This window comes from Acetivibrio ethanolgignens (assembly GCF_001461035.1).
Taxonomy (GTDB): Bacteria; Bacillota; Clostridia; order Lachnospirales; family Lachnospiraceae; genus Velocimicrobium; species Velocimicrobium ethanolgignens.
The window spans coordinates 1-24402 of the sequence record NZ_LNAM01000175.1 but is presented as its reverse complement, the minus strand read 5'-3'; the positions used below and the strand labels follow the sequence as shown (position 1 = coordinate 24402).

At 42.6% G+C, this 24402-nt stretch carries 22 protein-coding genes; 19 read left to right on the top strand and 3 right to left on the bottom strand.

Annotation, left to right across the window (positions count from 1 at the left end):
- Position 1 precedes the first annotated feature (1 nt).
- Genes ASU35_RS12675 through ASU35_RS12665 form a run of 3 tightly spaced genes read left to right on the top strand, consistent with a single transcriptional unit; the run spans position 2 to position 5185 of the window.
- A complete protein-coding gene (locus ASU35_RS12675; protein ID WP_058353372.1) occupies positions 2-1807 on the top strand; it encodes an HlyD family efflux transporter periplasmic adaptor subunit in 1806 nt (601 codons plus the stop codon).
- Positions 1804-2922, top strand: a complete 1119-nt coding sequence (locus ASU35_RS12670) for an ABC transporter permease (protein ID WP_058353371.1) — start codon at positions 1804-1806, stop codon at positions 2920-2922. Before ASU35_RS12675 ends, ASU35_RS12670 begins: the two co-directional genes overlap by 4 nt.
- A complete protein-coding gene (locus ASU35_RS12665) occupies positions 2909-5185 on the top strand; it encodes an extracellular solute-binding protein (RefSeq protein ID WP_058353370.1) in 2277 nt (758 codons plus the stop codon). Before ASU35_RS12670 ends, ASU35_RS12665 begins: the two co-directional genes overlap by 14 nt.
- Positions 5186-5229: 44 nt before the next feature.
- Here ASU35_RS12665 and ASU35_RS12660 read toward each other — a convergent pair whose 3' ends face one another.
- Complete coding sequence (locus tag ASU35_RS12660) at positions 5230-6075, bottom strand: YitT family protein (RefSeq protein WP_058353369.1); 846 nt, start codon at positions 6073-6075, stop codon at positions 5230-5232.
- Between the two features lie 173 nt (positions 6076-6248).
- Between ASU35_RS12660 and ASU35_RS12655 the strand changes: the two genes are divergently transcribed.
- The 6 genes from ASU35_RS12655 (at position 6249) to folK (ending at position 11522) form a co-directional block, all read left to right on the top strand.
- Positions 6249-7577, top strand: coding sequence for a bifunctional folylpolyglutamate synthase/dihydrofolate synthase (locus ASU35_RS12655; protein ID WP_058353368.1), 1329 nt, complete (start codon positions 6249-6251; stop codon positions 7575-7577).
- Positions 7578-7756: 179 nt separating this feature from the next.
- Entirely contained in the window at positions 7757-8443 is a 687-nt protein-coding gene (sdaAB, locus tag ASU35_RS12650) for an L-serine ammonia-lyase, iron-sulfur-dependent subunit beta (protein ID WP_058353367.1), read from the top strand.
- Positions 8436-9311: an L-serine ammonia-lyase, iron-sulfur-dependent, subunit alpha gene (sdaAA, locus tag ASU35_RS12645; protein ID WP_058353366.1), complete on the top strand. Its 876-nt coding sequence runs from the start codon at positions 8436-8438 to the stop codon at positions 9309-9311. The genes sdaAB and sdaAA overlap by 8 nt, the downstream gene beginning before the upstream one ends.
- A gap of 7 nt (positions 9312-9318) precedes the next feature.
- Complete coding sequence (gene folE, locus ASU35_RS12640; protein WP_058353365.1) at positions 9319-9876, top strand: GTP cyclohydrolase I FolE; 558 nt, start codon at positions 9319-9321, stop codon at positions 9874-9876.
- 28 nt (positions 9877-9904) lie between these two features.
- The gene (gene folP / locus ASU35_RS12635; protein ID WP_058353442.1) at positions 9905-10720 is read left to right on the top strand and encodes a dihydropteroate synthase; all 816 of its coding nucleotides are present in this window, start codon (positions 9905-9907) and stop codon (positions 10718-10720) included.
- Positions 10704-11522, top strand: coding sequence for a 2-amino-4-hydroxy-6-hydroxymethyldihydropteridine diphosphokinase (gene folK, locus ASU35_RS12630; RefSeq protein WP_058353364.1), 819 nt, complete (start codon positions 10704-10706; stop codon positions 11520-11522). The genes folP and folK overlap by 17 nt, the downstream gene beginning before the upstream one ends.
- 2 nt (positions 11523-11524) lie before the next feature.
- On the opposite strand, the gene ASU35_RS12625 is transcribed toward folK, so the two are convergent.
- Together ASU35_RS12625 and pheA are read right to left on the bottom strand one after the other, a co-directional pair.
- Complete coding sequence (locus tag ASU35_RS12625; RefSeq protein ID WP_058353363.1) at positions 11525-12544, bottom strand: DUF5050 domain-containing protein; 1020 nt, start codon at positions 12542-12544, stop codon at positions 11525-11527.
- Positions 12545-12557: 13 nt separating this feature from the next.
- Positions 12558-13694 carry a prephenate dehydratase gene (gene pheA, locus ASU35_RS12620; protein ID WP_058353362.1) on the bottom strand — a complete coding sequence of 379 codons (1137 nt, stop codon included), beginning with the start codon at positions 13692-13694 and terminating at the stop codon, positions 12558-12560.
- Between the two features lie 709 nt (positions 13695-14403).
- On the opposite strand from pheA, the gene ASU35_RS12615 reads away from it, so the two are divergent.
- The 10 genes from ASU35_RS12615 (at position 14404) to ASU35_RS12580 (ending at position 24356) form a co-directional block, all read left to right on the top strand.
- Positions 14404-15063 (top strand): lactate utilization protein, encoded by a 660-nt coding sequence (locus ASU35_RS12615; RefSeq protein WP_242861283.1) that lies wholly within the window; start codon positions 14404-14406, stop codon positions 15061-15063.
- A gap of 17 nt (positions 15064-15080) precedes the next feature.
- On the top strand, positions 15081-15257 hold the full coding sequence (locus tag ASU35_RS19345) for a hypothetical protein (RefSeq protein WP_156059425.1): 177 nt from the start codon (positions 15081-15083) through the stop codon (positions 15255-15257).
- Between the two features lie 3 nt (positions 15258-15260).
- On the top strand, positions 15261-17336 hold the full coding sequence (locus ASU35_RS12610; RefSeq protein ID WP_058353361.1) for a DNA topoisomerase: 2076 nt from the start codon (positions 15261-15263) through the stop codon (positions 17334-17336).
- 154 nt (positions 17337-17490) lie between these two features.
- Positions 17491-18036: a TlpA family protein disulfide reductase gene (locus tag ASU35_RS12605; protein WP_058353360.1), complete on the top strand. Its 546-nt coding sequence runs from the start codon at positions 17491-17493 to the stop codon at positions 18034-18036.
- The gene (locus ASU35_RS20500; RefSeq protein WP_278278075.1) at positions 18020-18166 is read left to right on the top strand and encodes a CD1871A family CXXC motif-containing protein; all 147 of its coding nucleotides are present in this window, start codon (positions 18020-18022) and stop codon (positions 18164-18166) included. Before ASU35_RS12605 ends, ASU35_RS20500 begins: the two co-directional genes overlap by 17 nt.
- Before the next feature lie 3 nt (positions 18167-18169).
- On the top strand, positions 18170-19063 hold the full coding sequence (locus ASU35_RS12600) for a 4Fe-4S binding protein (protein ID WP_058353359.1): 894 nt from the start codon (positions 18170-18172) through the stop codon (positions 19061-19063).
- Positions 19060-19734, top strand: a complete 675-nt coding sequence (locus tag ASU35_RS12595) for an acyltransferase (RefSeq protein WP_058353358.1) — start codon at positions 19060-19062, stop codon at positions 19732-19734. The genes ASU35_RS12600 and ASU35_RS12595 overlap by 4 nt, the downstream gene beginning before the upstream one ends.
- A gap of 162 nt (positions 19735-19896) precedes the next feature.
- Positions 19897-20589, top strand: coding sequence for an iron-sulfur cluster assembly scaffold protein (locus ASU35_RS12590; RefSeq protein ID WP_058353357.1), 693 nt, complete (start codon positions 19897-19899; stop codon positions 20587-20589).
- 29 nt (positions 20590-20618) lie between these two features.
- Positions 20619-21629, top strand: coding sequence for a GGGtGRT protein (locus ASU35_RS12585; RefSeq protein ID WP_058353356.1), 1011 nt, complete (start codon positions 20619-20621; stop codon positions 21627-21629).
- 444 nt (positions 21630-22073) lie between these two features.
- Positions 22074-24356 carry an EndoS/ChiA family endoglycosidase gene (locus ASU35_RS12580; RefSeq protein WP_058353355.1) on the top strand — a complete coding sequence of 761 codons (2283 nt, stop codon included), beginning with the start codon at positions 22074-22076 and terminating at the stop codon, positions 24354-24356.
- The last annotated feature ends 46 nt before the right edge of the window (positions 24357-24402 follow it).

The window sequence follows — 24402 nt, the reverse complement described above, 5'->3', positions numbered from 1 at the left end:
AATGACAATGAAGAAAACAAGAAAAGAATGGGTAAAAAATACAGCAATTATCTTTTTGACAATTATGCTGATACTGACCTTTTTCTCTAATACAATTATGAATTATTCCCTGCCGGAGGTGTCGGCTCAGTATGCATCACCGGGAACTGTGGCTTCCCGGGTGCGTGGCACCGGAACAGTGGAGGCAGCACAGCCATATAATGTATCGGTATCAGAGGAACGCGTGGTAGAGGAGGTTCTGGTAAAGACTGGAGATAAGGTAAAAAAAGGGAAAACGCTGTTCAGGTTGTCAGAGGGGGGCTCCGGCTCTCTTGAGGAGGCAGAGGATCAGTTGGATACAGCTAAGATCGAGTATCAAACTAAACTCTTAGAAATGATACGTAGCTATGATATCCCAAATGCAGAGATAGAGAGATTGAAGGAGGATTTAGAGACGGCTCAGGAGAAAAAGTCTCTGGCAGGTAACAAGGAGGCACAGATAGCGGTGGCTCAGAATAAGGTAGATACCTGTCAGGCAGAGGTTCGACTTCTGGAAAAACAGATAAGTCAGCTTCAGCGGCAGATGGATAGTATTTCCTCAGAGGATGTTGTAACAGCAGCAGAGGAGGCGGCTGTAGAGGTAGCAGGGTATAATCTGGATATTGCAATGTCGAATCAGACAAAAGCAAATAAGGAGCTGACCAAAGCGGAGAGAAATTTAAGCAATAAGAAGGCTGAGCTGGTAGCAGAAACAGACCCGGATAAGATTGCGAAGCTTGAACAGGAGGTCAGCAGCCTGCAGTCAGTGGTATACGCGGCCCAAACAACGGTAGATACAGCCGACTCTAATGTAGCTTACTGGACCAATGAAAAGAAGAAGGCAGATAAGGCTTTAGAAAAGGCGAAGGCAACAGCTGCAAAGACCCAGAGCAGTAAGAAAAAGGAGCTGCAAAGCCAGATAAATGCTCTGACAGATTCAAAAACAGAGAGCGAATATAAGCTGGAAAAAGCCAACAAGGAGTTAGAAAAGGCGAAAACCGGTGCAGTTACTGAGGAGGAAGCTGTCACTGCTGTAAAGACAGCAGAACGGGCTCTGGAGGATAAGATTTTATCGCTGGCAGATACAAAGAGAAAGGACAGCCAGACAGATAAAATCGCAAAAATGCAGCTGGAGGTATATCAAAAAAAGATAGCACGGCTGGAAAAAAAGGTTGCAAAGCTTCAAAAGGAAGGAAATAAAAATGAGGTAAAGGCACCGGTGGCAGGTGTAGTAAGCTCTATTTCAGCGGTAGCCGGAGAAAAGACTTCACCAGATAAGGTGCTGGCTGTTATCCAAATCGTAGAAAAGGGCTATGAGGTTAAGCTTCAGGTAACAGCAGAGCAGGCAAAGAAGGTAAAGGAAGGCGACAGGGCCGATATCTTAAATGTCTGGGGAGAAGAGGTTACGGCTGTGATTTCTAAGATTTCTCCAGTGGAGGGAGATCCGAAGAATAAGCAGTTAATTTTCCAGGTAGGCGGTTCTGTAGAGATAGGACAGAGTCTGGAGCTTTCTGTAGGACAGCAGAAAGCAAATTATGATACTGTCGTTCCAAATTCGGCTATCCGTGAAGATAATAATGGAAAGTTTATTTTAATTGTGAATGCCAAGAGCAGTCCTCTGGGCAATCGTTACATAGCACAAAGAGTTAAGGTGGATGTACTGTCACAGGACGATACCAATGCGGCTATTACAGGAGAGCTTCAGGGCGGCGACTTTATTATCACGACATCAACGAAGCCTTTGACAGATGGTATGCAGGTTCGTCTGGTTGAAGGAGGCGGCCTATGATGAAAAAGCTACGAAAGCCTCTGCTGCTTTCGGGACTTTTCCTGCTGGGCGTGATATTTTCCAGTATGTCTTACTGTATTGGAAGAAGGCTGCCAGACCAGCTAGCTGCCAAACGGTGGGCCTCGGATGATACCAGATATACCCAGGTTTCTGTATTTCTTGGCGGAGGCAGAGCCTTTTCGGAAAATGATGTCAACAGCTTTCGGGTAAACCTGAGCCGAAAGCTGGAGGAGGCCTCTCTAAAAGCAAAGACGAAGTCGGCAAGATTATGGGTGGATGCCTATAGTACAGAGCTTACTGGAAGTGCGGCCTTAGGCAGAGTGAATGAGGATGTTATGATTACTGCTGTAGGTGGCGATTTCTTTCAATTTCATCCTATGGAGCTGGTATCCGGTTATTATTTCCGACCGGATGAGCTTATGAATGACAGAGTGGTAATTGATGAAACTCTGGCGTGGAAGCTTTTTGGCTCATCGGATGTGGTAGGGATGGACTTTGAATTAGATGGACAAAAGTGTTTCGTTGCGGCAGTGGCAAAGAATCTTTCGGGACGCGTTGAGGAATACGCCTACGGATCAAAACCAAGAGTGTATGCACCGTTGAAGCTTACTGGACTTTTGGATGCAGGAGCTGGAGAAAATGGATTGGCGACAGGAAGTATTACCTGCTATGAGGTTTTAATTCCTAATCCGGTCAAGGATTTTGGAAAGAAAATCGTGACAGAGTATCTGTTTGGAGAGGTGAAGGCAGGTGAGGAGGAGCTGGCAAAGGCACGACGAAGGATGCAGGATATTGAGGTGGTAGAAAATACAACCAGATATCAGCCATTACCACTATTACAGCTGGTCAAGACCTTTGGTATCCGCTCAATGCGGGAAAACCAGATAAGATACCCTTATTGGGAAAACATTGCAAGGGTTTGGGAGGATTATGGTTCAGCCATGCTTTTTATGGCGTTAGCAGCCTTTATTCTGCCTCTGGTAGTGACCCTGCGGTTTTTACATAATAAATGGAAGCATAGGAAATGGAGAAAGGAAGTCCTCTTTCACTGGTTTGAAAAGAAAAGAGAGGCATCCTGGGAGAAAAGGAGGAAAATAGAAAATGAAAAAAATTAATGGAAAGAGACTGGGGGCGCTGGTGATGGCTGGTATTATGTCAGCCTCTTTGCTGACTGGCTGTGGCGGCGGTAACGGCGGGAGCAAGCAGACGTCTACAGCTGAATTTGACAAAAATCTGATTTATAAGGCTACGTATTATAACAAGCCGGAGGAGCTTTCTTATCTGGGAAATGTGGCTGCTGGTATGGATGGGAAAATTTACATCCAAAGCTTCAGTGAAAAAGTGGGTAAGGATGTTACAGCACAGATGAATCCGGATACAGGTAAGGTTGAAAGGATAATTTCTAACGAAGACAGTATGGAAAATACATGGACCATGAGCTTTACCATTGACAAAGATGGTAATTTCTGGAAGATTGTTGGCTCCTGGAAAATGGACGAAAAGAACCCGGAGAATTCTAAAAATATTTATTATATAGTAGAAACTGACCCGACAGGAAAGGAACTTTTAAAGAATCAGCTTGAGGTAAAGGATGAAAACTTCTATTCAAGTGCTATGCTTTTTGACAATGCTGGCAATCTTGTTATTGCATTCTCTAATGCTATTGCTGTTTATGATGCGAAAGGCAAGGAACTGTTTACGATTGATACACCTACCTATGTTGAGAGCATGGTAAAGGATGGAAAGGGAAACATATGTACCGTTGCTCACAATGATGATTATACCCAGAGAATTATCAGCAGGTTGGATACACAGTCAAAGCAGCTTTCGGAGGTGCGGAAACTGGCTGCTGGTCTAAATATGATGAATCTTATTTCCGGACCGGATGGCCTATATATGAATGACGGTGTATATGTTTATTCCTATGATATTGAAAGTGATGAGAAAACTAAAATTCTTAACTGGATTAATTCAGATATTAACGGAAGCAGCACCTATGATATATCCTGTCTGCCAGATGGAAGATTTGTAGGAAATGTCTATGACGAGCTTACCCAGGAAAATCAGATTATGGTAGTGGAAAAGGTAGCTCCGGAGGACGTAAAGGACAAAAAGCTTGTCACTCTGGCAATGCCATACAATGATTACAATGTGAATATTGCTGTTATTTCTTTTAATAAGAAGAATGACGAGTACCGTATTATCATCGATGATTATTCTAAGTATGCAACGGCCGAGGATTTTAGTGCCGGAGCGGATAAAATGAATACAGATTTGATTTCCGGTAAAGTTCCGGATTTGGTTTCTGTAGGCAACCTGCCAATCGGAAATTATACCAGTAAAGGCTTATTTGCTGATTTATATGAGCAGATGGATAAAGACAGTGAGTTTAACCGTTCTGATTATATGGAAAATATTTTTAAAGCTTTTGAAAAGGATGGAAAGCTTTACAGTATTGCTCCTGGTTATTCTGTACTGACTGTAATTGCAAAAGAAGAGAATGTTGGAAAAACACCGGGCTGGACAATGGAGGATTTAGAAAAGCTGATGGCCCAGAAGCCAGAGGGAACAAAGATTTTCGAGGGTGAGACTCAGACGTCTGTTTTACAAAGAGGTCTGTTCCTCGCAATCAATCAGTACATTGATTATGCAAAGGGTACCTGTAACTTTGATACAGAGGCATTTGTAAAGCTTCTTAATTTTGCAAAGCAGTTCCCGAAGGAAGTAGATAATGGGATGTATGATGAAGGTGTCATAGCTGTAGAGGAAGCCAATGCAATGGAAGAAGCAACTAAGTATGCAACCGATAAGGTAATGCTGCAGACCTACTTTTTATATAATTATGGACAGCTTCACAATGACAAGTATTATAACTATGGCGGAAAAGAACTGACCTTTATCGGTTTCCCGACAGAAAATAAGCAGGGCTCTGCTATCACCAGCAATATGGAAATTGCAATGTCTGCCAAGGCGGCTTATCCAGAGGGAGCGTGGGCATTTATCAAGTACCTGTTAGGCGATGAATATCAGGGTAGCCGTTCCTATGAATGGCCGATTAAAAAGTCTGCATATGCAGATTTAAAGACGAAGGCACAGAAGCCAGATACCTATACTGATGAAAACGGAAAAGAGCAGGTATATGAGAATACTGCTGTTATTAATGGTAAGGAAGTAAAGATTGGAAAGGTTACAGATGAAGAAGTAGCTAAGATAGATGAATTCCTGGCATCTCTTACCCAAGTAATGCGTTATGATACCAAGGTAGAGGAAATCATAACAGAGGAGACAGGTGCCTACTTCTCCGACCAGAAGTCGGCTGAAGAAGTAGCAAAGCTGATTCAGAACCGTGTACAGACCTATTTAAGTGAATCACAGTAGAAAAAAAGAGCCGACTTGTGTGCGGCTCTTTTTTATGTATAGGTTTAAACATTATGGAAGCCTTTTCCTACAATCTCGCTGGTATTGGTAATCAGGATAAAGGCATGCTGGTCTAAATCTCGTATATAGTTTCTAAGACGAATGGCCTCATAGCGGCCCATAACTGTAAAAATAACGTATTTTTGATTACCGGAAAAGGCTCCGGTGCCTTCACAGATGGTGGCACTTCGCTTTAACTTATTTACGATAAAGTTGCAGATTGGCTCCGGGTCATCACAGACAATATTAAAGTACTTGCACAGGTTAATGCTTTCAATCATGCCGTCTACCATAAAGGACTTAATGGTAAGACCTAATAAGGAAAAAAGACCGGTCTTGATATCAAACATGAAGAAAGCAAGGAATACAACCAGCAAATCGGTAGCCAGAAGAGCATTACCGATGTGAATGGAGGTGTATTTCTTAAACAGCATGGCGATAACATCGGTACCACCACTGGAAGCATCCATATTAAAAAGGATGGCTGAGCCAAAGGCCGGTAGTGCAATGGCAAATACAAGCTCCAGAATTGGCTCGTTTGTGAGAGGGCCTTTCATAGGAACCAGCCGCTCCAGAGTGGAGATAATAACGGATAGTAAAATACTGGTGTAGGCTGTTCTGGTGGCAAATCCACGGCCCAGGAATAAAAGACCTATGACCAGAAGCACCATGTTGGCTATAAAGGAAAAGTCACCGGCACTCATAAGACCAGTTTTTGCAACTAGGGGTGCATAACCAGTAACACCACCAAAGGTGAAGTTATTTGGAAACTTGAAAAAGTAAACGCCAACGGCCATGACAAGGGTGCTCATTGTCATTATTAGGAAGTCCTTGAATTTTTGTGATTTCATTATAAAATACCTCTCTCAATGATAGAAACCTATTTTTAGATAAACATCCAAATTTATTGTAGCACGAAAAATCTTCTTGTCTACCTTTTTTTTAATGAAAAGGTGTGTTATAATCAAAAATTACAGAGATATACAAGGAAAAGCGAAATTATTGGGAAATGAGGCTGTAGAAAATGGAAAGCATGAATTACGATAAAGCAAGGCAGTATATAGAGGTTGCCGGGAAATATGGCATGGTTCTGGGGCTTTCTACGATGCAGAACCTTTTAGCACGGCTTGGGAATCCTCAGGATAAGCTGAAATTTGTACACATTGCCGGAACCAATGGAAAAGGCTCGGTAGGAGCATTTTTAAATGAAATCCTACGGACCGCTGGAATAAAGACAGGACGCTATATTTCTCCAGCTTTATTTTCCTATGAGGAACGGATTCAAATCAGTGATGAAAAAGGAACGGAATACATTTCTAAATGGAATGTTGCCAAGTGGATGAGTGCTATTGAATTTGCTGTGCTTGAAATGGTGGAGGATGGACTTCCCCATCCGACGCCTTTTGAGCTGGAGACAGCGATGGCCTTTATGGAGTTTGAGACCCAGGGGTGCCAGCTGGTGCTTTTAGAAACCGGACTTGGCGGCAGGCTGGATGCAACGAATGTTATAAAAACTGGGGTATGTCAGATATTTACAGCAATTAGCCGGGACCATATGCAGTTTTTAGGGGAAACCCTTACAGAAATTGCTTTGGAAAAGGCAGGAATTATAAAAAAGGGTGTACCGTCCGTATCCTGGCCTCAGGAGCCGGAGGTAAAAAAGGTACTTCTGGAAACTGCTCTGAAACTTGATAGTGAGCTTATCTGGGCAGACCTTGAAAAACTTGCTATCAGGGAAATGACACTGGAGAAAACGGCCTTTTCTTATAAGGGAGAAGAGTTTGAGACAGCTTTATTAGGAGAAAATCAGCCAGGGAATGCCGCTCTTGCTATTGAGGCAGCCCGGATGCTGGAAAAACAGGGCTATTCTTTGGGAAAAGAGGCTATCTGTGAGGGAATAAAAAAAGCCTGTTGGGTAGGACGGTTTACCATAGTTTCCAGGGAACCGGTAATTATTATAGATGGTGCACATAATGAAGCAGCGGCTCAGTCCCTGGCCCGATCCCTTAAGATATATTTCCCGGAAGAAAAGCTGATTGGTATTGTAGGGATGTTTAAGGATAAGGAATATGATAAGGTGTTAAAGGAAACACTTCCTTTTATGGAAAAGGTTTATACACTGAAGCCAGAGGGTGAGCGTGGACTTCCGGCAGCTGTGCTTTCTGAGTGTGCGAAAAAATACTGTCAGAGAGTGACCTCCTGCCAGAGTGCCGGAGAGGCCCTGAAAAAGGCAATACAGGAAAATGAGAATAGGACAGCAATTATTGTTTACGGCTCTCTTTCCTTTTTACATGAGATAACGAAAATACTTCAATATAATGATGCCAGGGTCAAAAGGTCGAAACCCACATGAGCTTGCTCATAAGTGGGTGCAAGACCTTGGAACCCGCCCCGATATGAGCATAAAAGTGGGATGTATATCCCACGATATGCGAATATTGGGCAGGATTGTGGGAGTGCGTAGCACGGAACAATCCGTAGGCATCATAGTTGGGGCTTTTGACCTCAACATCGTATAATTAGGAGAAGAAGATGGATATCAGCATTTTTAATGTTTTAGGACCGGTCATGATTGGTCCAAGCAGCTCTCATACAGCGGGAGCAGCAAAGCTTTCCAAGGCAGCAAGGGCTATTGTTGGAAAGGCTTTTTCAAGAGTGTCCTTTGGGCTTCATGGCTCCTTTGCCAAGACCTATAAGGGACATGGAACAGATGTGGCACTGGTGGCAGGGGCCTTAGGGTTGAAGGAAAATGACGACCGTCTGGAAAGGGCTTTTGAGCTTGCCGATAAGTCAGGTCTTGCCTATGATTTTTATGAGGTTGAGCTGGAAAATATGCATGAAAACACAGTGGTTATGACCTTTTATATGGAAAACGGAGAAAAAACGGAGATTATCGGAGCTTCGATTGGCGGCGGAGAAATCCTGATTAAGCGAATTGATGGCTTTGATACGGAGCTTCGGATGAATTCCAGTACCCTTTTAATCTGTCAGGAGGATAAGGTGGGTATTATCAGCGAGATTTCCAGAGTTCTGGCAAAGCACCAGATTAATATCGGTGTTATGACAGTAAACCGAAGCTCTAAGGGCGGGACGGCCTACTGTACGATAGAGACAGACAGCTATCTGACGGATGAGGTAGTTGAGGCTCTTCGCAAGGTGCCTAAAATTATCAGTGTAAAGGCAATCAATGTAGTAATGGAGGACGACGAGCATGTATAATTCCATAGAGGATATGCTAAGGCTTGCAAAAGAGGAAAATAAGCCGCTGTATCAGATTATTCTGGATAATGAAGTAAGGCTTTCAGAAAGCAACGAGGCGGAAGTGTTAGAACGCCTTAACAGACGGTATCAGGTTATGGAGGAGGCTGCTACGAAGGCTCTTACCGCAGAGAGAAAGACGGTTGGTTCTTTGATTACCGGTATTACAAAGCCTCAGTATGAATATGCAAAAAAAGGAGATACCCTCTGTGGGGATTTCCTTAATATCGTGATGGCACGGGCTCTTTCCTGCAGTGAGGTGAATGCCTCCATGGGTAAGATTTGTGCGGCTCCGACAGCAGGAGCCTGCGGAATCCTTCCGGCTGTCCTCATTTCTCTGGAAGAAAAGGAGGAGTTTCCGAGAAAAAAGGTTCTGGAGGGACTTTTGATTGCTTCTGGTATCGGAGCTGTGATTATGAAAAATGCGACAGTAGCCGGGGCTGAGGGCGGCTGTCAGGCAGAGTGCGGAGTGGCAGCTGCGATGGCAGCAGCGGCGGCTGTATATTTAAAGGGTGGTACCGATGAGATGATAGCTGACAGTGTGGCGATTTCTCTGATGAACTGTATGGGACTGGTATGCGATCCGGTAGCAGGGCTGGTACAGGTGCCATGTGCCCAGAGAAATGCTTCCCAGGCAGTCAATGCCCTTTTAAGTGCTGACCTGATTCTGGCAGGGATGAAAAGTATTATACCGCCGGATGAGGTAGTGGATGCCATGTACCGTGTAGGAAAGCTTCTTCCATACCAGCTAAAGGAAACTGCCCTTGGAGGTATTGCGAAGACGAAGACGGGGCAGGCGATTGCGGCAGAGATTTTTGGAAAGGAATGAAACGCCCATGATAGATGAAAAGAAGATTGAAGAAGCAGTACGGCTATTTTTAGAAGGAATTGGGGAAAATCCGGAAAGGGAAGGCTTAAAGGAAACACCGGGAAGAATCAGTGCTATGTGCCATGAGCTTTTTGAAGGAATCAGACAGGATGCTTCCGAGCATCTTTCTAAAACCTTTACCGCAGAAAATAATGAAATGGTACTGGAGAAGGATATTACCTTTTATTCAGTGTGCGAGCATCATTTTCTGCCCTTCTATGGAAAGGTACATATAGCTTATGTGCCGGATGGGAAAGTCGTGGGCTTAAGTAAGCTTGCCAGAACGGTTGAGGTCTACGCAAGGCGGGCACAGCTTCAGGAACAGATGACAGCCCAGATTGCAGAAGACATTATGAAAAATCTGATGCCAAAGGGTGTTATGGTATATACAGAGGCAGAGCATATGTGTATGACAATGCGGGGCATTAAGAAGCCAGGAAGCCGCACGGTGAGCTTTGTTGCAAAGGGTGCTTTTGAAACGGACAGAGAATTAAGAGACAGTTTTTTTCAGTTGATAAGAGACTAGAGGAGGAATGTTGGATATGATAAAAAATATGATAATCGGTGGAAAGAGCTTTCCAATTGGAGAGAGAATTTATCTGATGGGAATTTTAAACGTGACGCCAGATTCTTTTTCCGACGGAGGCAGCTTTAACCAGATGGATAAGGCTCTTTATCATGCCGGGGAGATGATTTCCCAGGGAGCAGATATTATCGATATTGGCGGTGAATCCACCCGTCCGGGGCATGTTAAGATTACCGAAGGGGAAGAAATAGAAAGAGTGGCACCAGTAATTGAGGCTCTGAAAAAAGAGTTTGACATACCGATATCCATTGATACCTATAAGTCACGGGTAGCAAGAGCAGCCTTAGAGGCCGGAGCTGATATGGTTAATGATATCTGGGGCTTTCAATATGATGGTAAAATGGCAGCCCTGGTAAAGGAATTTGATGTGGCTGCCTGTCTGATGCACAATAAGGATAACACGGAATACGGTGCTTTTATGCCGGAGGTGCTAGCGGAGCTTTCGGAATGCATAGAGCTGGCAAAGGTAGCAGGTATTTCGGAGGATAAGCTGATGGTAGACCCAGGAATTGGCTTTGGTAAGACACTGGAGCAGAATCTAATTTGTATGAACCATCTGGAGGACTTTTTGAAATTTAATCTTCCGGTGCTGTTAGGAACCTCCAGAAAGTCTATGATTGGGCTGACCCTTGACCTTCCTGTAACAGAGCGAGAGGAGGGAACGATGGCGACCAGTGTGATTGGTGCTATGAAGGGCTGTCATTTTGTCCGGGTACACAATGTAGAGGCCAATAAGCGGGCGATACGGATGACGGAGGCGATACTGCGTGAAAAAGCAAGATAAGATAAAAATTAAGGATTTAGAGGTATATGGAAAGCACGGAGTTTTTAAGGAAGAAAATGTTCTGGGGCAGAAGTTTTTAGTATCTGCCGAGCTGTATGTAGATACGAAAAAAGCGGGTAAAAGCGATGCGATGGAGGATTCTATCAGCTATGCCGAGGTAGCCCATGAGATAGAAAGCTTTTCAAGAGACCATACCTTTAAGCTTTTAGAGACCTTGGCAGGGCGGCTGGCAGAACGGCTTTTATTAAAGTACAAGGGAATTGAAAAAGTGCATCTGGAGATAAAAAAGCCATGGGCACCAATTTTATTGCCACTGGATACGGTTTCTGTTGAAATCGAGCGGGGATGGCACCGGGTTTATCTGGGGATTGGCTCCAATATGGGAGATAAGGAAAAGTATTTAAAAGATTCTTTAGAGCTTCTAGCTGCAGATGAAAGGATACGTCTTTTTAAGGTATCAGATTTTATCGTAACAGAGCCTTATGGTGGTATAGAGCAGGATGATTTTTTAAATGGTGCGGTAGCTGTTGACACTCTGTATGAGCCGGAAGAACTTCTTGCTGTGGTAAATGAAATTGAAAAGCAGCTGGGAAGGCAGAGAACGGTTCACTGGGGACCGAGAACTCTGGATATTGATATCCTTTTGTATGAGGAAGAGGTAATCCGGGAGGAAAATCTAAGGATTCCCCACATAGAAATGCATAAAAGAAGCTTTGTCCTGGAGCCACTGGTACAGATAGCTCCACAGGCAAAGCATCCTCTTTTACAAAAAACAGTATATGAGCTTTGGAACAGTTTATAAGACTATTTTACCAATACTGGCGGGCTAAAGGGCTTCAGGGTACTCGTGGATGGTGTATACTGATACCACTGTTCCAAGTGGAAATCCTGGAAGAACAGATATCTGGAGGTTACATTGAGCTTACAGAAATCACCCTCCAGGATTATTTTTTCTTCCATCGTGACCAAATCCAGCTGGCACAGACGGTTATGGTCTATACCATCAATCTGGTAATACAGGTAGCGGTTGTCAGGACTCAGGTTAAAAAAGGAACAGCGATCCCTTACTAAAAGCTCCGGATTGGAGCCGTCTGTGTCCATTCGACCGATGGCATAATTTTGTGCCAAATCCAGATAGTAGATGGAGCCGCCCTGAGCTAGAATGGAAAAGTAGTTGCCAAAGGCAATATCAGACACCTGGTTATTGCTAAGGTTCAGGGTATGGATGTCATGATCCTTTTTCACTCCATTGTAGTACAGGTATCCACCTTCGTAAGAGCCTGGAAGAATCGGCTCAGCACTAAGCTTTTCCTCCTCAGAGCCATCCAGCTTCACCTTATAAAATTCCAGATTTGTTTCTGTATTATAGTGCTGATAGTAGATATAGTTGCCATACAGACTGGCAACTCCGGCAGGGTCATTATAAAGCTGCTTGATATCACCACTGTTCTTTTTGCGGATGCGGTAGATACCGACATTGTTAAAGCTGAAGAAGTTGCCGGCATTTTTAGCCCGGTTGTGATTATCACGGACATAAACAATGTATTCGCCGGTTACATTAATAGAAGAAACCTTATCCGCATGTATTTTTTTAAATTCCTTTCCCTCCTGGTTCATGGAATATAAAGCACCATCATCCTTTGGATTGGAAAAGTAGATGGTATCTCCGTCTTCACAAAATAAGCCCTCATTATTTAAATTCCCTGGAAAATTCCCGGAGGAACCTTCGCTATTCCACACTGTGCGGGTGTTCAGATAGGCAAAGGTACCAAAGCCGCCGCCTATAACTAGAAACACGATAACTGTAATAATCCATTTTCTCATCAGTAATCCCTCCTTAAATTGTTGTAAAGTTTCCTAAAATTTTGAGGCTTTCTGCCTCTGCCTGAATACCGGTAATCGCATTTTTCATGCCTGCATCGGCAAGATTACCCTCGACATCCACAAAGAAGCGGTATTCCCATGGACGTCCTGAGATAGGGCGGGATTCGATTTTCGTCATATTCAGGTTATTATAAATAAAATGGGAAAGCATATTATAAAGAGTTCCGCTTTCGTGTGGAAGCTCAAAGCACAGACTTACCTTACTGGCATTTTCCAAATAGGCCTTTTTGCTTCCAATGATGATAAAGCGGGTCGAATTCGTACTTTCACGATTTAAACACTCCTGAAGGACAGAAAGTCCGTAACAGTCGGCAGCCCGGAGACTTGCGATGGCCGCATTTTCCTTTTTGCCCTTCTCCAGTACCCGTTTAGCTCCCAAAGCAGTGCTTAAGTATTCTACTGGTGTAATCTCAGGATGTGCTTCTAAAAAAGCAGAGCACTGCATAATACCCTGGGGATGGGAATATACGGTGCGGATGTCAGAAAGACTGGCACCGGGAAGACCAAGGAGTGCATGACGAATCGGAACAATATGCTCACTTAGAATATAGTTGTCATATTGCACCAGCAGATCATACATATCCAATACCCCTCCGGTAGAAGAGTTCTCAATCGGGAGAACACCATAATCGGCGGCACCGGTATGTACAGCCGTCATAACCTCTTTAAAGGTTTTGCCGGAGAAGTGTGTAACCTCAGTTCCGAAATATTCCTCCATAGCCTGTTCGGAATAAGAACCCGTTTCTCCAAAAAATACGACCCTTGTTTCTGAATTGAAAGGAAGAGAGGAGAGTCTTTCAAAGGAAAGCTCCTCAGTATAATTTTTTATCAGGCTGTACTGATACTTGCGGCTCATGGACATAATCTGGGTAAAAAGCTCCTGAACTGGATAGGTATTATAAGGCTCTTTAACTAAGGAGGAGAGGGCATTAAGCTTCTGGGCTTCCCTTTCCTTATCAAGAACAGCCTTGCCTGTCTGCATTTTGTATTCAGCTACCTCTTTGGTAAGAGCCATCCGCTTTTCAAAAAGCTCAACCATCTGCGTATCAATTTCATCTATATTTTCACGGATTTTAGATAAATCAAGCAAAGTAAGCATCCTCCTGTAGTATAGTTTAAAATTATTATATCCTATGTGTTTTCCGGTGGCAAGAAAAAACAACTATCCTGTGTATCAGCAGAATAAATTCATCGCTTTCGCTCGCAAAAACCGGAATTTTAGGAAAATCGTTTCTAAAGATGCTTTGATTCCTGTTTTTTCAACGATAGGACAACCCATGGGGCTGTATATCAGGTTGAACACAAGCTTCGCAAACTTTTGTGCCGCTCTTACAGGCTTTTGAATAAAACCTAACCGCAGTAATTGTATGTCTGAGGTATGTTCTATCCTTCTTTTATAGAACATACCGAGTTGCAATTACTGCGGTTTTATCGGGACTTTATGAAAAAGCCTGTCTAGAGCGGCTAAAAAGTTTTCGGCTTGTTTTCATCTGATATACAGTCTCCCATGGGTGGTTCTCTCGTGAAAGAGACAGGAAACATTTTTTAGAAACGATTTTTTAAAATTCTCGGTTTTTACTCGAACGAAGCCTCTGAATTCATTCTGCTGATACACAGGATTTTTACAAACTTATCGAATAAGAATTCTATATAAAAAGATGCTCGGTAAAGGAGGCTTGTGAAGTAAAAATACAGAAATTCAAAAAAATGTTTTGAACTTTGTCAATAAAAAAATAGTGATTTTCTGTATTTGGGGCTAGCCGTTATGCCAGTAAATTGGTATAATAAGAAGGGATACTATGGATACAGAAGGGAGAATGGTTATGTTACCAAAGCAGCAGGCTTATGAGAATCTTGCAGATACCTTGATTGAGAAGTTTAATCTGCGGGGAATTGAGGGTTATTATTGTAATACAAAGGAAGAAGCTAAGGAAATGGCAAAGCGTTTTTTGACTCCGGGCTGTTCTGTTACCTGGGGAGGCTCTGCAACGCTTTCGGAAATTGGACTTTTGGATGAGCTTAAGTCTTCAGATTATGTGGTCTATGACAGAGCTTCTGCAAAGACACCAGAGGAAAAGAGGCAGCTGTATGGAAAAATTGTTACAGCGGATTACTTCTTTATGAGCTCCAACGCGATTACTCTGGAGGGAGAGCTTGTCAATGTAGACGGAGCCAGCAACCGTGTATCCTGCCTGTGCCACGGACCGGAAAACGTAATTATCGTTGCCGGCATGAATAAAATCGTGCCGGATGTGGAAAGCGGTGTAAAGAGAGCCAGAAATGTGGCGGCTCCGGCAAATGCAGTACGTTTGGAGACAAATACCCCTTGTGGCAAAATCGGACGCTGTGGCAACTGTCTGGCAGAGGATTGTATGTGCTGTCAGATTGTAGTAACAAGACGTTCCAGGATACCAAACCGTATTAAGGTGATTTTAGTAGGAGAAGAGCTTGGATTTTAACGAAAGGAGAATGTAAAGTGAGTTGTCTTAGAAATAAAAAAGCGCTTCCGGAGGAGGCAGTAAGAGTAGAAGTAAAGGTGGATGTCGCAAAAATTGTTAAATACTGTGCACTGGCAGGTATTGTGATTGTCGGCATTATTTTTGGAACAAGGGCATGGGTAAAATCGCTGGAACTAGAGAATAAGGATATCTAACCCGTGGGTAAAGCATTATATATTTCAGAAAAACCAAGTGTAGCCCAGGAGTTTGCCAAGGCCCTTCATATCAATGGCAAGCCCCGGGACGGCTACCTGGAGTCTGATGAGGCTATCGTAACCTGGTGCGTAGGGCATCTGGTTACGATGAGCTATCCCGAAAGATATGATTCGGTTTATAAAAAATGGTCGCTGGAGACACTGCCATTTTTACCGGAGAAGTTTTTATATGAGGTAATTCCATCCGTCAGTAAGCAGTTTAATGTAGTCAAGGGACTTCTAAACCGGGAGGATGTCAGTACGATTTATGTCTGTACCGACTCGGGAAGAGAAGGAGAATACATATACCGCCTGGTAGATGAGATGGCAGGTGTAAAGGATACCAAGGAAAAACGCCGGGTTTGGATTGATTCCCAGACGGAAGAAGAAATCCTTCGAGGCATTAAAGAGGCAAAACCCCTATCTGCCTATGACAATTTGTCATCGGCGGCTTATTTGCGTGCAAAAGAGGATTATCTGATGGGAATTAATTTTTCCCGGGTGCTTTCTTTGAAATACGGTCAGAACGTAAATGGATACCTGAATAACAAAAAGTGGTCTTCGATTTCTGTCGGCCGTGTTATGACCTGTGTTCTCGGCATGGTAGTACGGCGGGAACAGGAAATCCGTGATTTTGTAAAAACTCCCTTTTACCGGGTAGTAGGAACCTTTGGCAATGGACAGACCTCGCTTTTAGCAGAATGGAAGGCTGTAGAAGGCTCAAAATATTTTGAGACACCATTTCTTTATAAGGAAAATGGCTTTAGGGAAAGAGAAACGGCAGAGGAGCTGATTCGTTTTCTGATTGAGCCGGAAAAACCAAAGGAAGCGTTGGTTGAAAGGATAGAGAGGAAAAAAGAGAATAAACAGCCGCCTCTTTTGTTTAATCTGGCAGAGCTTCAGAATGTCTGCTCTCGGCTGTTTAAAATCAGCCCGGATGAGACCCTAAAGATTACTCAGGAGCTGTATGAAAAAAAGCTTGTAACCTACCCGAGAACTGATGCAAGAGTGTTGTCTACAGCAGTCAGTAAGGAGATTTATAAGAATATAAGTGGACTTCGTAATTATAGCTATGCAAGGGAATATGCAGAGGAAATCCTTTCCTCCGGCTCCTATAGAAATATTGCAAAGACCAAATATGTGAATGACAAGCAGATTACCGACCATTATGCCATCATTCCTACCGGACAAGGCTTCGGAGCTCTTAAAGGGTTGACGCCGACGGCAGCAAAGGTATATGAGACGATTGTACGCCGGTTTTTAAGTATTTTTTATCCACCGGCAGTCTATCAGAAGACAGCTATTACCCTGAACCGGAAGGAAGAGCGGTTTTTCGCAAATTTCCGGCTGCTATCTGAGGAGGGGTATCTTAAAGTAACGGAATATTCCTTCTTAAAAAAGAAAAAAACAGGGGAAGATGGTGGACAGGGTAAAGAAATACAGGAAGAGGCTGTGGAGCATCCAGAAAATGCAGAGAATGGTGATACAGCAGAAAACGGTATGAGTCCACTGCTTTTGGAGATGATTAACAGCCTGAAAAAGGGAAGCCACCTTACAATGGAGGCTCTGGAAATTAAGGAGGGTGAAACCTCACCGCCAAAACGCTACAGCTCCGGCTCGATGATTCTGGCAATGGAAAATGCCGGACAGCTTATTGAGGATGAGGAGCTTAGAGCCCAGATTAAGGGTAGCGGTATCGGAACTAGTGCGACCCGTGCGGAAATCTTAAATAAGCTGGTGAAGATTGCTTATCTGAATCTGAATAAAAAGACCCAGATTATCACACCAACGCTGCAGGGAGAGCTTATCTATCATGTGGTAAATTCCTCGATACGCTCTCTTTTAAATCCGGAGCTGACGGCAAGCTGGGAAAAGGGACTTACCTATGTGGCAGAGGGCACGATTACAGAAGAGGAGTATATGCAGAAGCTGGAGGGCTTTGTAAGACGCCTGACCGATGGTGTAAAAGGGCTTAACAATCAGGCAGCTTTGCGGAGCATGTTTGATAAGTCGGCATCCTACTATAAAAATAAGTCGTAGAGAGCTACCGCATTTCGTAAGTATTTTGTAAGATAATTAAATAAATTCTGAATAGTTTTTAAAGTTTTTTCAGTGGTATTGACGTCTTTGTATGGCATAGGATATAATCGATGAGAAACTTACAACTAACAATGAATAAGAAAGAGGGAATTCGATGAAACGAAAAAGTAAATTTATGAAAGCAACTGGAATTTTTTTAATGACAGCTCTGGTTTTGACAGGCTGTACCAAAGCTACAAGTGGAGATACAAAGTTTCCAGAGCAGATGCCAGTCTTTACAACTAAAGATTTGGGTGGAAACACTGTAACTAACAGTATTTTTGAAGAGAAGGATTTAACGGTTGTGAATATCTGGGGAACCTTTTGCACTCCTTGTGTAGAAGAGATGCCGGAGCTGGGAGAATGGGCAAAATCTATGCCGGATAATGTACAGCTGGTAGGCCTTGTTGCAGATCTTCAAAGTGAAGATGATACAGAGCATCATGATCTTGCAGTATCTATTACAGAAAAGGCCGATGCGAATTTTACACATATGATTGCAAATTCTGATTTTGATAATATTACAAAATCTGTAACGGGAGTTCCTACAACTTTCTTTGTAGATAAAGAAGGAAAGATTGTTGGAAATGCTGTTGTTGGTGCAGATGTAGAGGGCTGTAAAAAGGCTGTGGAGGATTATTTCAATGAGCAGCAGAAATAAAAGGTTTGCCAGAATTGCAATAATTATAATTTCCTGTGCCTTTATTTTTTGTGGAGTATCAAGAGGTGAAGTTGCAACTGTATTGAATAAGGCTGTGAATATTTGCTTTGAATGCATTGGATTGGGGTGATTTATGGTGGAAATAAAGAATCCCGTAAAAAGAAAATTAATCCAACTGATTGCTTTTGGATATTCCAATGCCCATCTTTTAAATTTTAAAGCTGGAAGCATATACAAGGGAGAATGGAAGAAATTCTGTAATCCAGGATTGAATTGCTATTCCTGTCCGGCGGCGACCTTTGCTTGTCCGATAGGAGCATTACAGGCAGTTAATGGTTCCAGGAGCTTTAATTTCAGCTTTTATGTTGTAGGTATTTTATTGGCCTTTGGTGTCCTTTTTGGGAGGTTTATCTGTGGATGGCTGTGTCCCTTTGGCCTTTTTCAGGAACTGATACATAAAATACCTTCTCCAAAGCTACGTTTAAAAAAGGGCTTTCTGTATATCAAGTATGCTGTACTTATTATTTTTGTTATTTTATTACCGATTGTGGCGACTAATTATATGGGAATGGGAAAGCCTGCCTTCTGCCAGTTTATCTGCCCGGCAGGAACCTTAGGAGGAGGAATTCCGCTGCTTGCTACGAATGAAGAGCTCAGGCAGACAATAGGATCGCTTTTTTTCCTGAAGATGGCAATTCTGATTGGAACCATAGCTGGTTGTATTTTTATATATCGCTTTTTTTGCCGTACACTCTGTCCTCTTGGTGCCATATATGGATTAATGAACAAAATAAGCTTATACCGTTTGGAAGTGGACAAAGACAAGTGTGTAAATTGCGGAAAATGTAAAAGAGTATGTAAGATGGAGGTTGATCCTGTCAAGGTACCGGATTCACCTGAATGCATTCGATGTGGAGCCTGTGCATACCACTGTCCGAAGGAAGCTATCCATACAGGATTTGCAATCAGAGCTTCTAAGTGTACGTGTGGAGAGGTTATAAGGGAAAGGAAGAATAACAAGGCATGAGTACCTTTGACAAAATGAAAATTGAAAAATTATTTGATTTATCCCAGACGATTGCGGCTGAGATTTTTGCAGGAGCAACCTATCCGTGGGAGGTACTTCCCAAAATCAGTGCATTTATTATAAAGCTGGGGGAAAGTCTTTCTGAGGAGGAATATGAGAAAAAAGGTGACAATATTTGGATTGCCAAATCTGCCACCATTTTCCCTAGTGCATATATCGGCGGACCTGCTATAATAGGAAAGGAAGCTGAGGTTCGCCAGGGGGCTTTTATCCGTGGCAATGCCATTGTCGGGGAAGGAGCCGTTGTGGGCAATTCCACCGAGCTTAAAAATGTAATTTTATTTAATAAGGTTCAGGTACCACACTATAACTATGTGGGTGATTCTATCCTTGGCTATAAGGCTCATATGGGGGCTGGAGCAGTGACCTCAAATGTAAAGTCTGATAAGACTTTGGTAAAGGTAAGCTGTGATGGAGAACGGCTGGAAACCGGCCTTAAAAAGTTTGGTGCAATGTTAGGTGACCGGGTAGAGGTAGGCTGCAACAGTGTATTGAATCCAGGTACGGTCATCGGCCGGGATTCTAATATTTATCCGCTTTCTTCTGTGCGTGGCATGGTTAAGGAAAGGCATATTTATAAGGATAAGGACAATATAGTGTTAAAAAAATAACAAAAATACCATAGATTTTAGGTAAAATTACTATAGACTATTTTGGCGATTTATGAGAAAATATAAAACGAAAGTGGTATTTTTAGCGAAAGCTGACGAATTTTATGATTTGATGTGAGGTAGCTAAGAAATTATAATATGTACACTGAAAGGAGTTACAACATGATTTATTCACATGAAGTAGAAATGATGTGTCCTGTAGCACAGGGTGTAAATCACGGTGCTGCACCAATCCCAGAAGAAGCAAAATGGGTACAAGCAAAACAGATTAGCGACATCTCCGGTCTGACCCACGGTATCGGCTGGTGTGCTCCGCAGCAGGGTGCCTGTAAACTCACCCTGAACGTAAAGGAGGGCATTATCCAGGAGGCTTTGGTTGAGACTATCGGATGTTCAGGAATGACCCACTCAGCAGCTATGGCTTCTGAGATTTTACCAGGAAGAACACTCCTTGAGGCATTAAATACAGACTTAGTATGTGATGCAATTAATACAGCCATGAGAGAATTATTCTTACAGATTGTATACGGAAGAACCCAGTCCGCATTCTCTGAAGATGGACTTCCTATCGGTGCAGGTCTTGAGGATTTAGGTAAGGGACTTCGCTCCCAGGTTGGTACTATGTACGGAACCTTAAAGAAGGGACCTCGTTACCTTGAGATGGCTGAAGGTTATGTAACAGGTATTGCTTTAGATGAAGAAGACCAGATTATCGGTTACCAGTTCGTAAGCCTTGGTAAGTTTACTGATTTCATTAAGAAGGGTGACGAGCCAAACGTAGCTTGGGAAAAGGCAAAAGGACAGTATGGTAGAGTAGATGACGCAGTTAAGATCATCGACCCTAGAAAAGAATAATCAAATCATCGTAAGGAGGCAAACAAATCATGGCTTTATTTGAATCATATGAAAGAAGAATTGATAAAATTAACAGTGTATTAAACAGCTATGGCATCGCTTCTCTGGAAGAGGCAGAGAAGATTACAAGGGATGCCGGTCTTGATGTATACAATCAGATCAAGAGTATTCAGCCTATCTGCTTTGAGAATGCCTGCTGGGCTTACATTACAGGTGCAGCGATTGCTATTAAGAAGGGCTGCACAAGAGCAGCAGATGCAGCAGCAGCTATCGGTGAGGGACTCCAGGCTTTCTGTATCCCAGGCTCTGTTGCTGACCAGCGTAAGGTTGGTTTAGGACATGGTAACTTAGGAAAGATGTTACTGGAAGAGGATACCGAGTGCTTCGCATTCCTGGCTGGCCACGAAAGCTTTGCAGCAGCTGAAGGTGCTATCGGTATCGCAGAAAAGGCTAACAAGGTTCGTCAGAAGCCATTAAGAGTTATCTTAAATGGTCTTGGCAAGGACGCAGCTCAGATTATTGCCAGAATCAACGGATTTACCTTCGTTGAGACACAGATGGATTACTATACAGGAGAGGTTAAGGAGGTATCCCGCAAGGCTTATTCCAATGGACCTCGTGCAAAGGTTAACTGCTATGGTGCAAACGATGTTCGTGAAGGTGTTGCTATCATGCACAAGGAAGGGGTAGATGTTTCCATTACTGGTAACTCCACTAACCCTACCCGTTTCCAGCATCCGGTTGCAGGTACCTACAAGAAGGAATGTATTGAGCAGGGTAAGAAGTACTTCTCCGTTGCTTCCGGCGGTGGTACAGGCCGTACCCTTCATCCAGACAACATGGCAGCAGGTCCTGCTTCCTATGGTATGACAGATACTATGGGACGTATGCACTCTGATGCTCAGTTTGCTGGTTCCTCTTCCGTACCAGCTCACGTTGAAATGATGGGTCTTATCGGTGCAGGTAACAATCCTATGGTTGGTATGACCGTAGCTGTAGCTGTAGCCATTGAGGAAGCTCATAAGGCTGGAAAATTCTAATTAGTCATGCAAGATACTCGGTCTAGTTGTTGAGTTGAACTGCAAATTTAATAAGACAAAAATAATTGAGGACTTCTTATGCTTCGATGAGGTGTAGGAAGTCCTTATTTGTTTTGTGTAAGACGCATACACGCATAAGAAATAAAAGCTGGACTCTGAACCAGGAAGAATTGGTAACAATGCACAAAAAGAATATCGGGAAATCAGACTTGTTTAACAAAATTTTTCGTTTATTAACATTGTATATTGACATTTTGTTATATTTGTGTAAATATCTAGTTGTAATTATCAATATATTTTGTTAAAAAATGTTAAAATCAGTTAAATCAAAAGGAGGAACCGTATTATGAAAAGAAACTTTACTGTAAAAAATTGGGGGGGGGGGAGAGAAATACTGCGAAATACAGTCTTAAAAGAGCTGTTTCAGCAATACTTTTAGGCACGATGCTCGCAACTACTCCTTGTATCCCCTTTGAAGCTAATGCTGCAAAAGTCTATGCAGAAGATTTTGTTCCGGTTGAGAGCATAGATTTTAAGGATCAGACAGTTAAAGCAGGAGAAACAATTACGCTTCCGCAGGGCGATGGCCTTACTCCTGTTACTGCAACTTCAAAAGAAAATGGGATATTTTGGGAAGTTTTTTATACGGGGGAGACAGAGGTCGAGGTAGAAAAAAATGCTACTGCAAAAGTACAGAAGGCTTATTCTTGGTATAAGGAAGTTGAGGAAAAAGCTACAATTAGCAGCATTACACCAAAAAAGCCTGGATATATATATCTTCGTGCAGAAGTGGCCTATGGAAGAAAAGATAAATATACCGACTGGGATAGAAAAGATGCAAGTATTGTAAAATATTATAAAATTACTGTAACAGATGCAGCGGGTAATGCACCTGAGCAATGGAAGTATCCGCAGGTGGATAAGGCGGAAATGGCAGCTAAGTTTCCTCTTAAAGCACCTCTTTACATGGGATATTACAGAACCTGGATGGATTACTGGTCTGAAGCCTGCTGGAATGATTCCGTCCACAGAATGACGTCTATTCCGGAGGAAGTCAATGTAGCCTTTGTATTCCATGATTATACGGAAGACGAAAATCCTTATTGGGAATATCTTAAAAATGAATATGTGCCAAAGCTTAATGCTCAGGGAACGAGAGTCCTTCGTACAATAGGAATACGGGATATAGATGGAAGAAGAGGGGTTTCGGCACAGTTTCCTTTTAAGGAGGATGCAGCAGAATACAAGAGCAAAGAGGAGTATTATGGCTGGCTTGCGGAAAAAATAGTTGATGAGTATGTAACGAAGCATAACCTTGATGGACTTGATATTGATATGGAGTATCATGATACTACGCAGGCCCGTGATATGAAAGAAGAAAACTGGAATCAAGCAGAGGCTGTTTTTAATGAAATAGGAAAGCTTATAGGAAAGACCTCTACAACCAGAGAAAAGAATATGATTTTTATTCTTGATACCAACATGGAGGCCAATAGCAATAAAATTTTTAAAAATATTTATCAAAACTTTGATTATTTATTAAAACAGGTTTACAGCTACTGTAAAGGTACAGCTGATGGCTGGTTCTCCAGCTACTATCCGTATTACAAGGATAATTTGAACGCAGAATACAATCGGACAATGCTGCTTCCTGGATTTAGTTTTTATGAAAATGAGCAATTTGTAAATGTTCCAAGAGAGGATTTGGTTGTAAGTAAAGAAAATCGTACAAAAAATATTTCTAGTGCGAAGACTACTGCAGAATTGATGGCTGAGGAGGCTTTTCAGAATTGCGGAGCTTATCAATTAGCTTCTACATCGGCTGCTGCAGGACTTGGAGGAGCTTTTGGATATGCGGTAGAAAGGGATGGAGTAGCTGCAGGTTTTACTCAGAAATGGTTTAAAAATGCCGAAGGTTCACAGGATTCTATCTATCTTTATTCCAGAGCCTTGAAAGAAATGATGCTATATAAGAGCAATAGGGATGTAACCGATCTGGAGCTAACAGCCGAAGATACCTTTATTGAGGGCAGCACCTTGGAGCTCACTGCCCGGGTGTTACCAGAGAATGCTACCAATCAGGAGATTACATGGTCTGTCATTGCTGAAAAGACAACAGCAAAGGATGCTGCTATTACCGATGGCAACAAGCTTACTGCAAAGGGTGCAGGAAAGGTAGCTGTTAAGGCTATGATTGAAAATGGCAAAAAGGGCGAGACTGTACCTGCTATGCTGCCTTTTGAAGCAGAATTTGAAATCACGGTAGCGGCTCTTCCTTTCATCCCTTCTACACCTTCGGCTCCAGTAACGGAAACAAAGACCGAGGAAAAAAAGACCGAGGAAACAAAGACTGAGGAAACAAAGACTGAAGAAAAGAAAACGGAGGAAAAGAAGGTAACCGTTACTAAAACAGTATATACGGAAAAAGCCATCACCAGTGCATTGAAGAGCGTTCCAAATAAGGTAAAAACAGAGGTAAAATTTAATACCAAAACCAAAAGTACTACCATTACCTGGGATAAGGTTAAGGGAGCAACGGGCTACCTTGTATATGTGAAGGACAGCAGCAATAAGTTTAAACAGGTAAAGGTTATAAAGAAGGGAAAGAGTCTTAAGCTTACACAAAAGGAATTAAAAAATGGTAAAAAAGTCTGCATTGTAGCTTACCAGACTGTAGATGGTAAAAAGGTTGCTATAGGAAAGAGTAAGCTCATAAATATAAAATAGATAAAAAATCGCTGTACCCCTTGTATTTAATGGGTACGGCGATTTT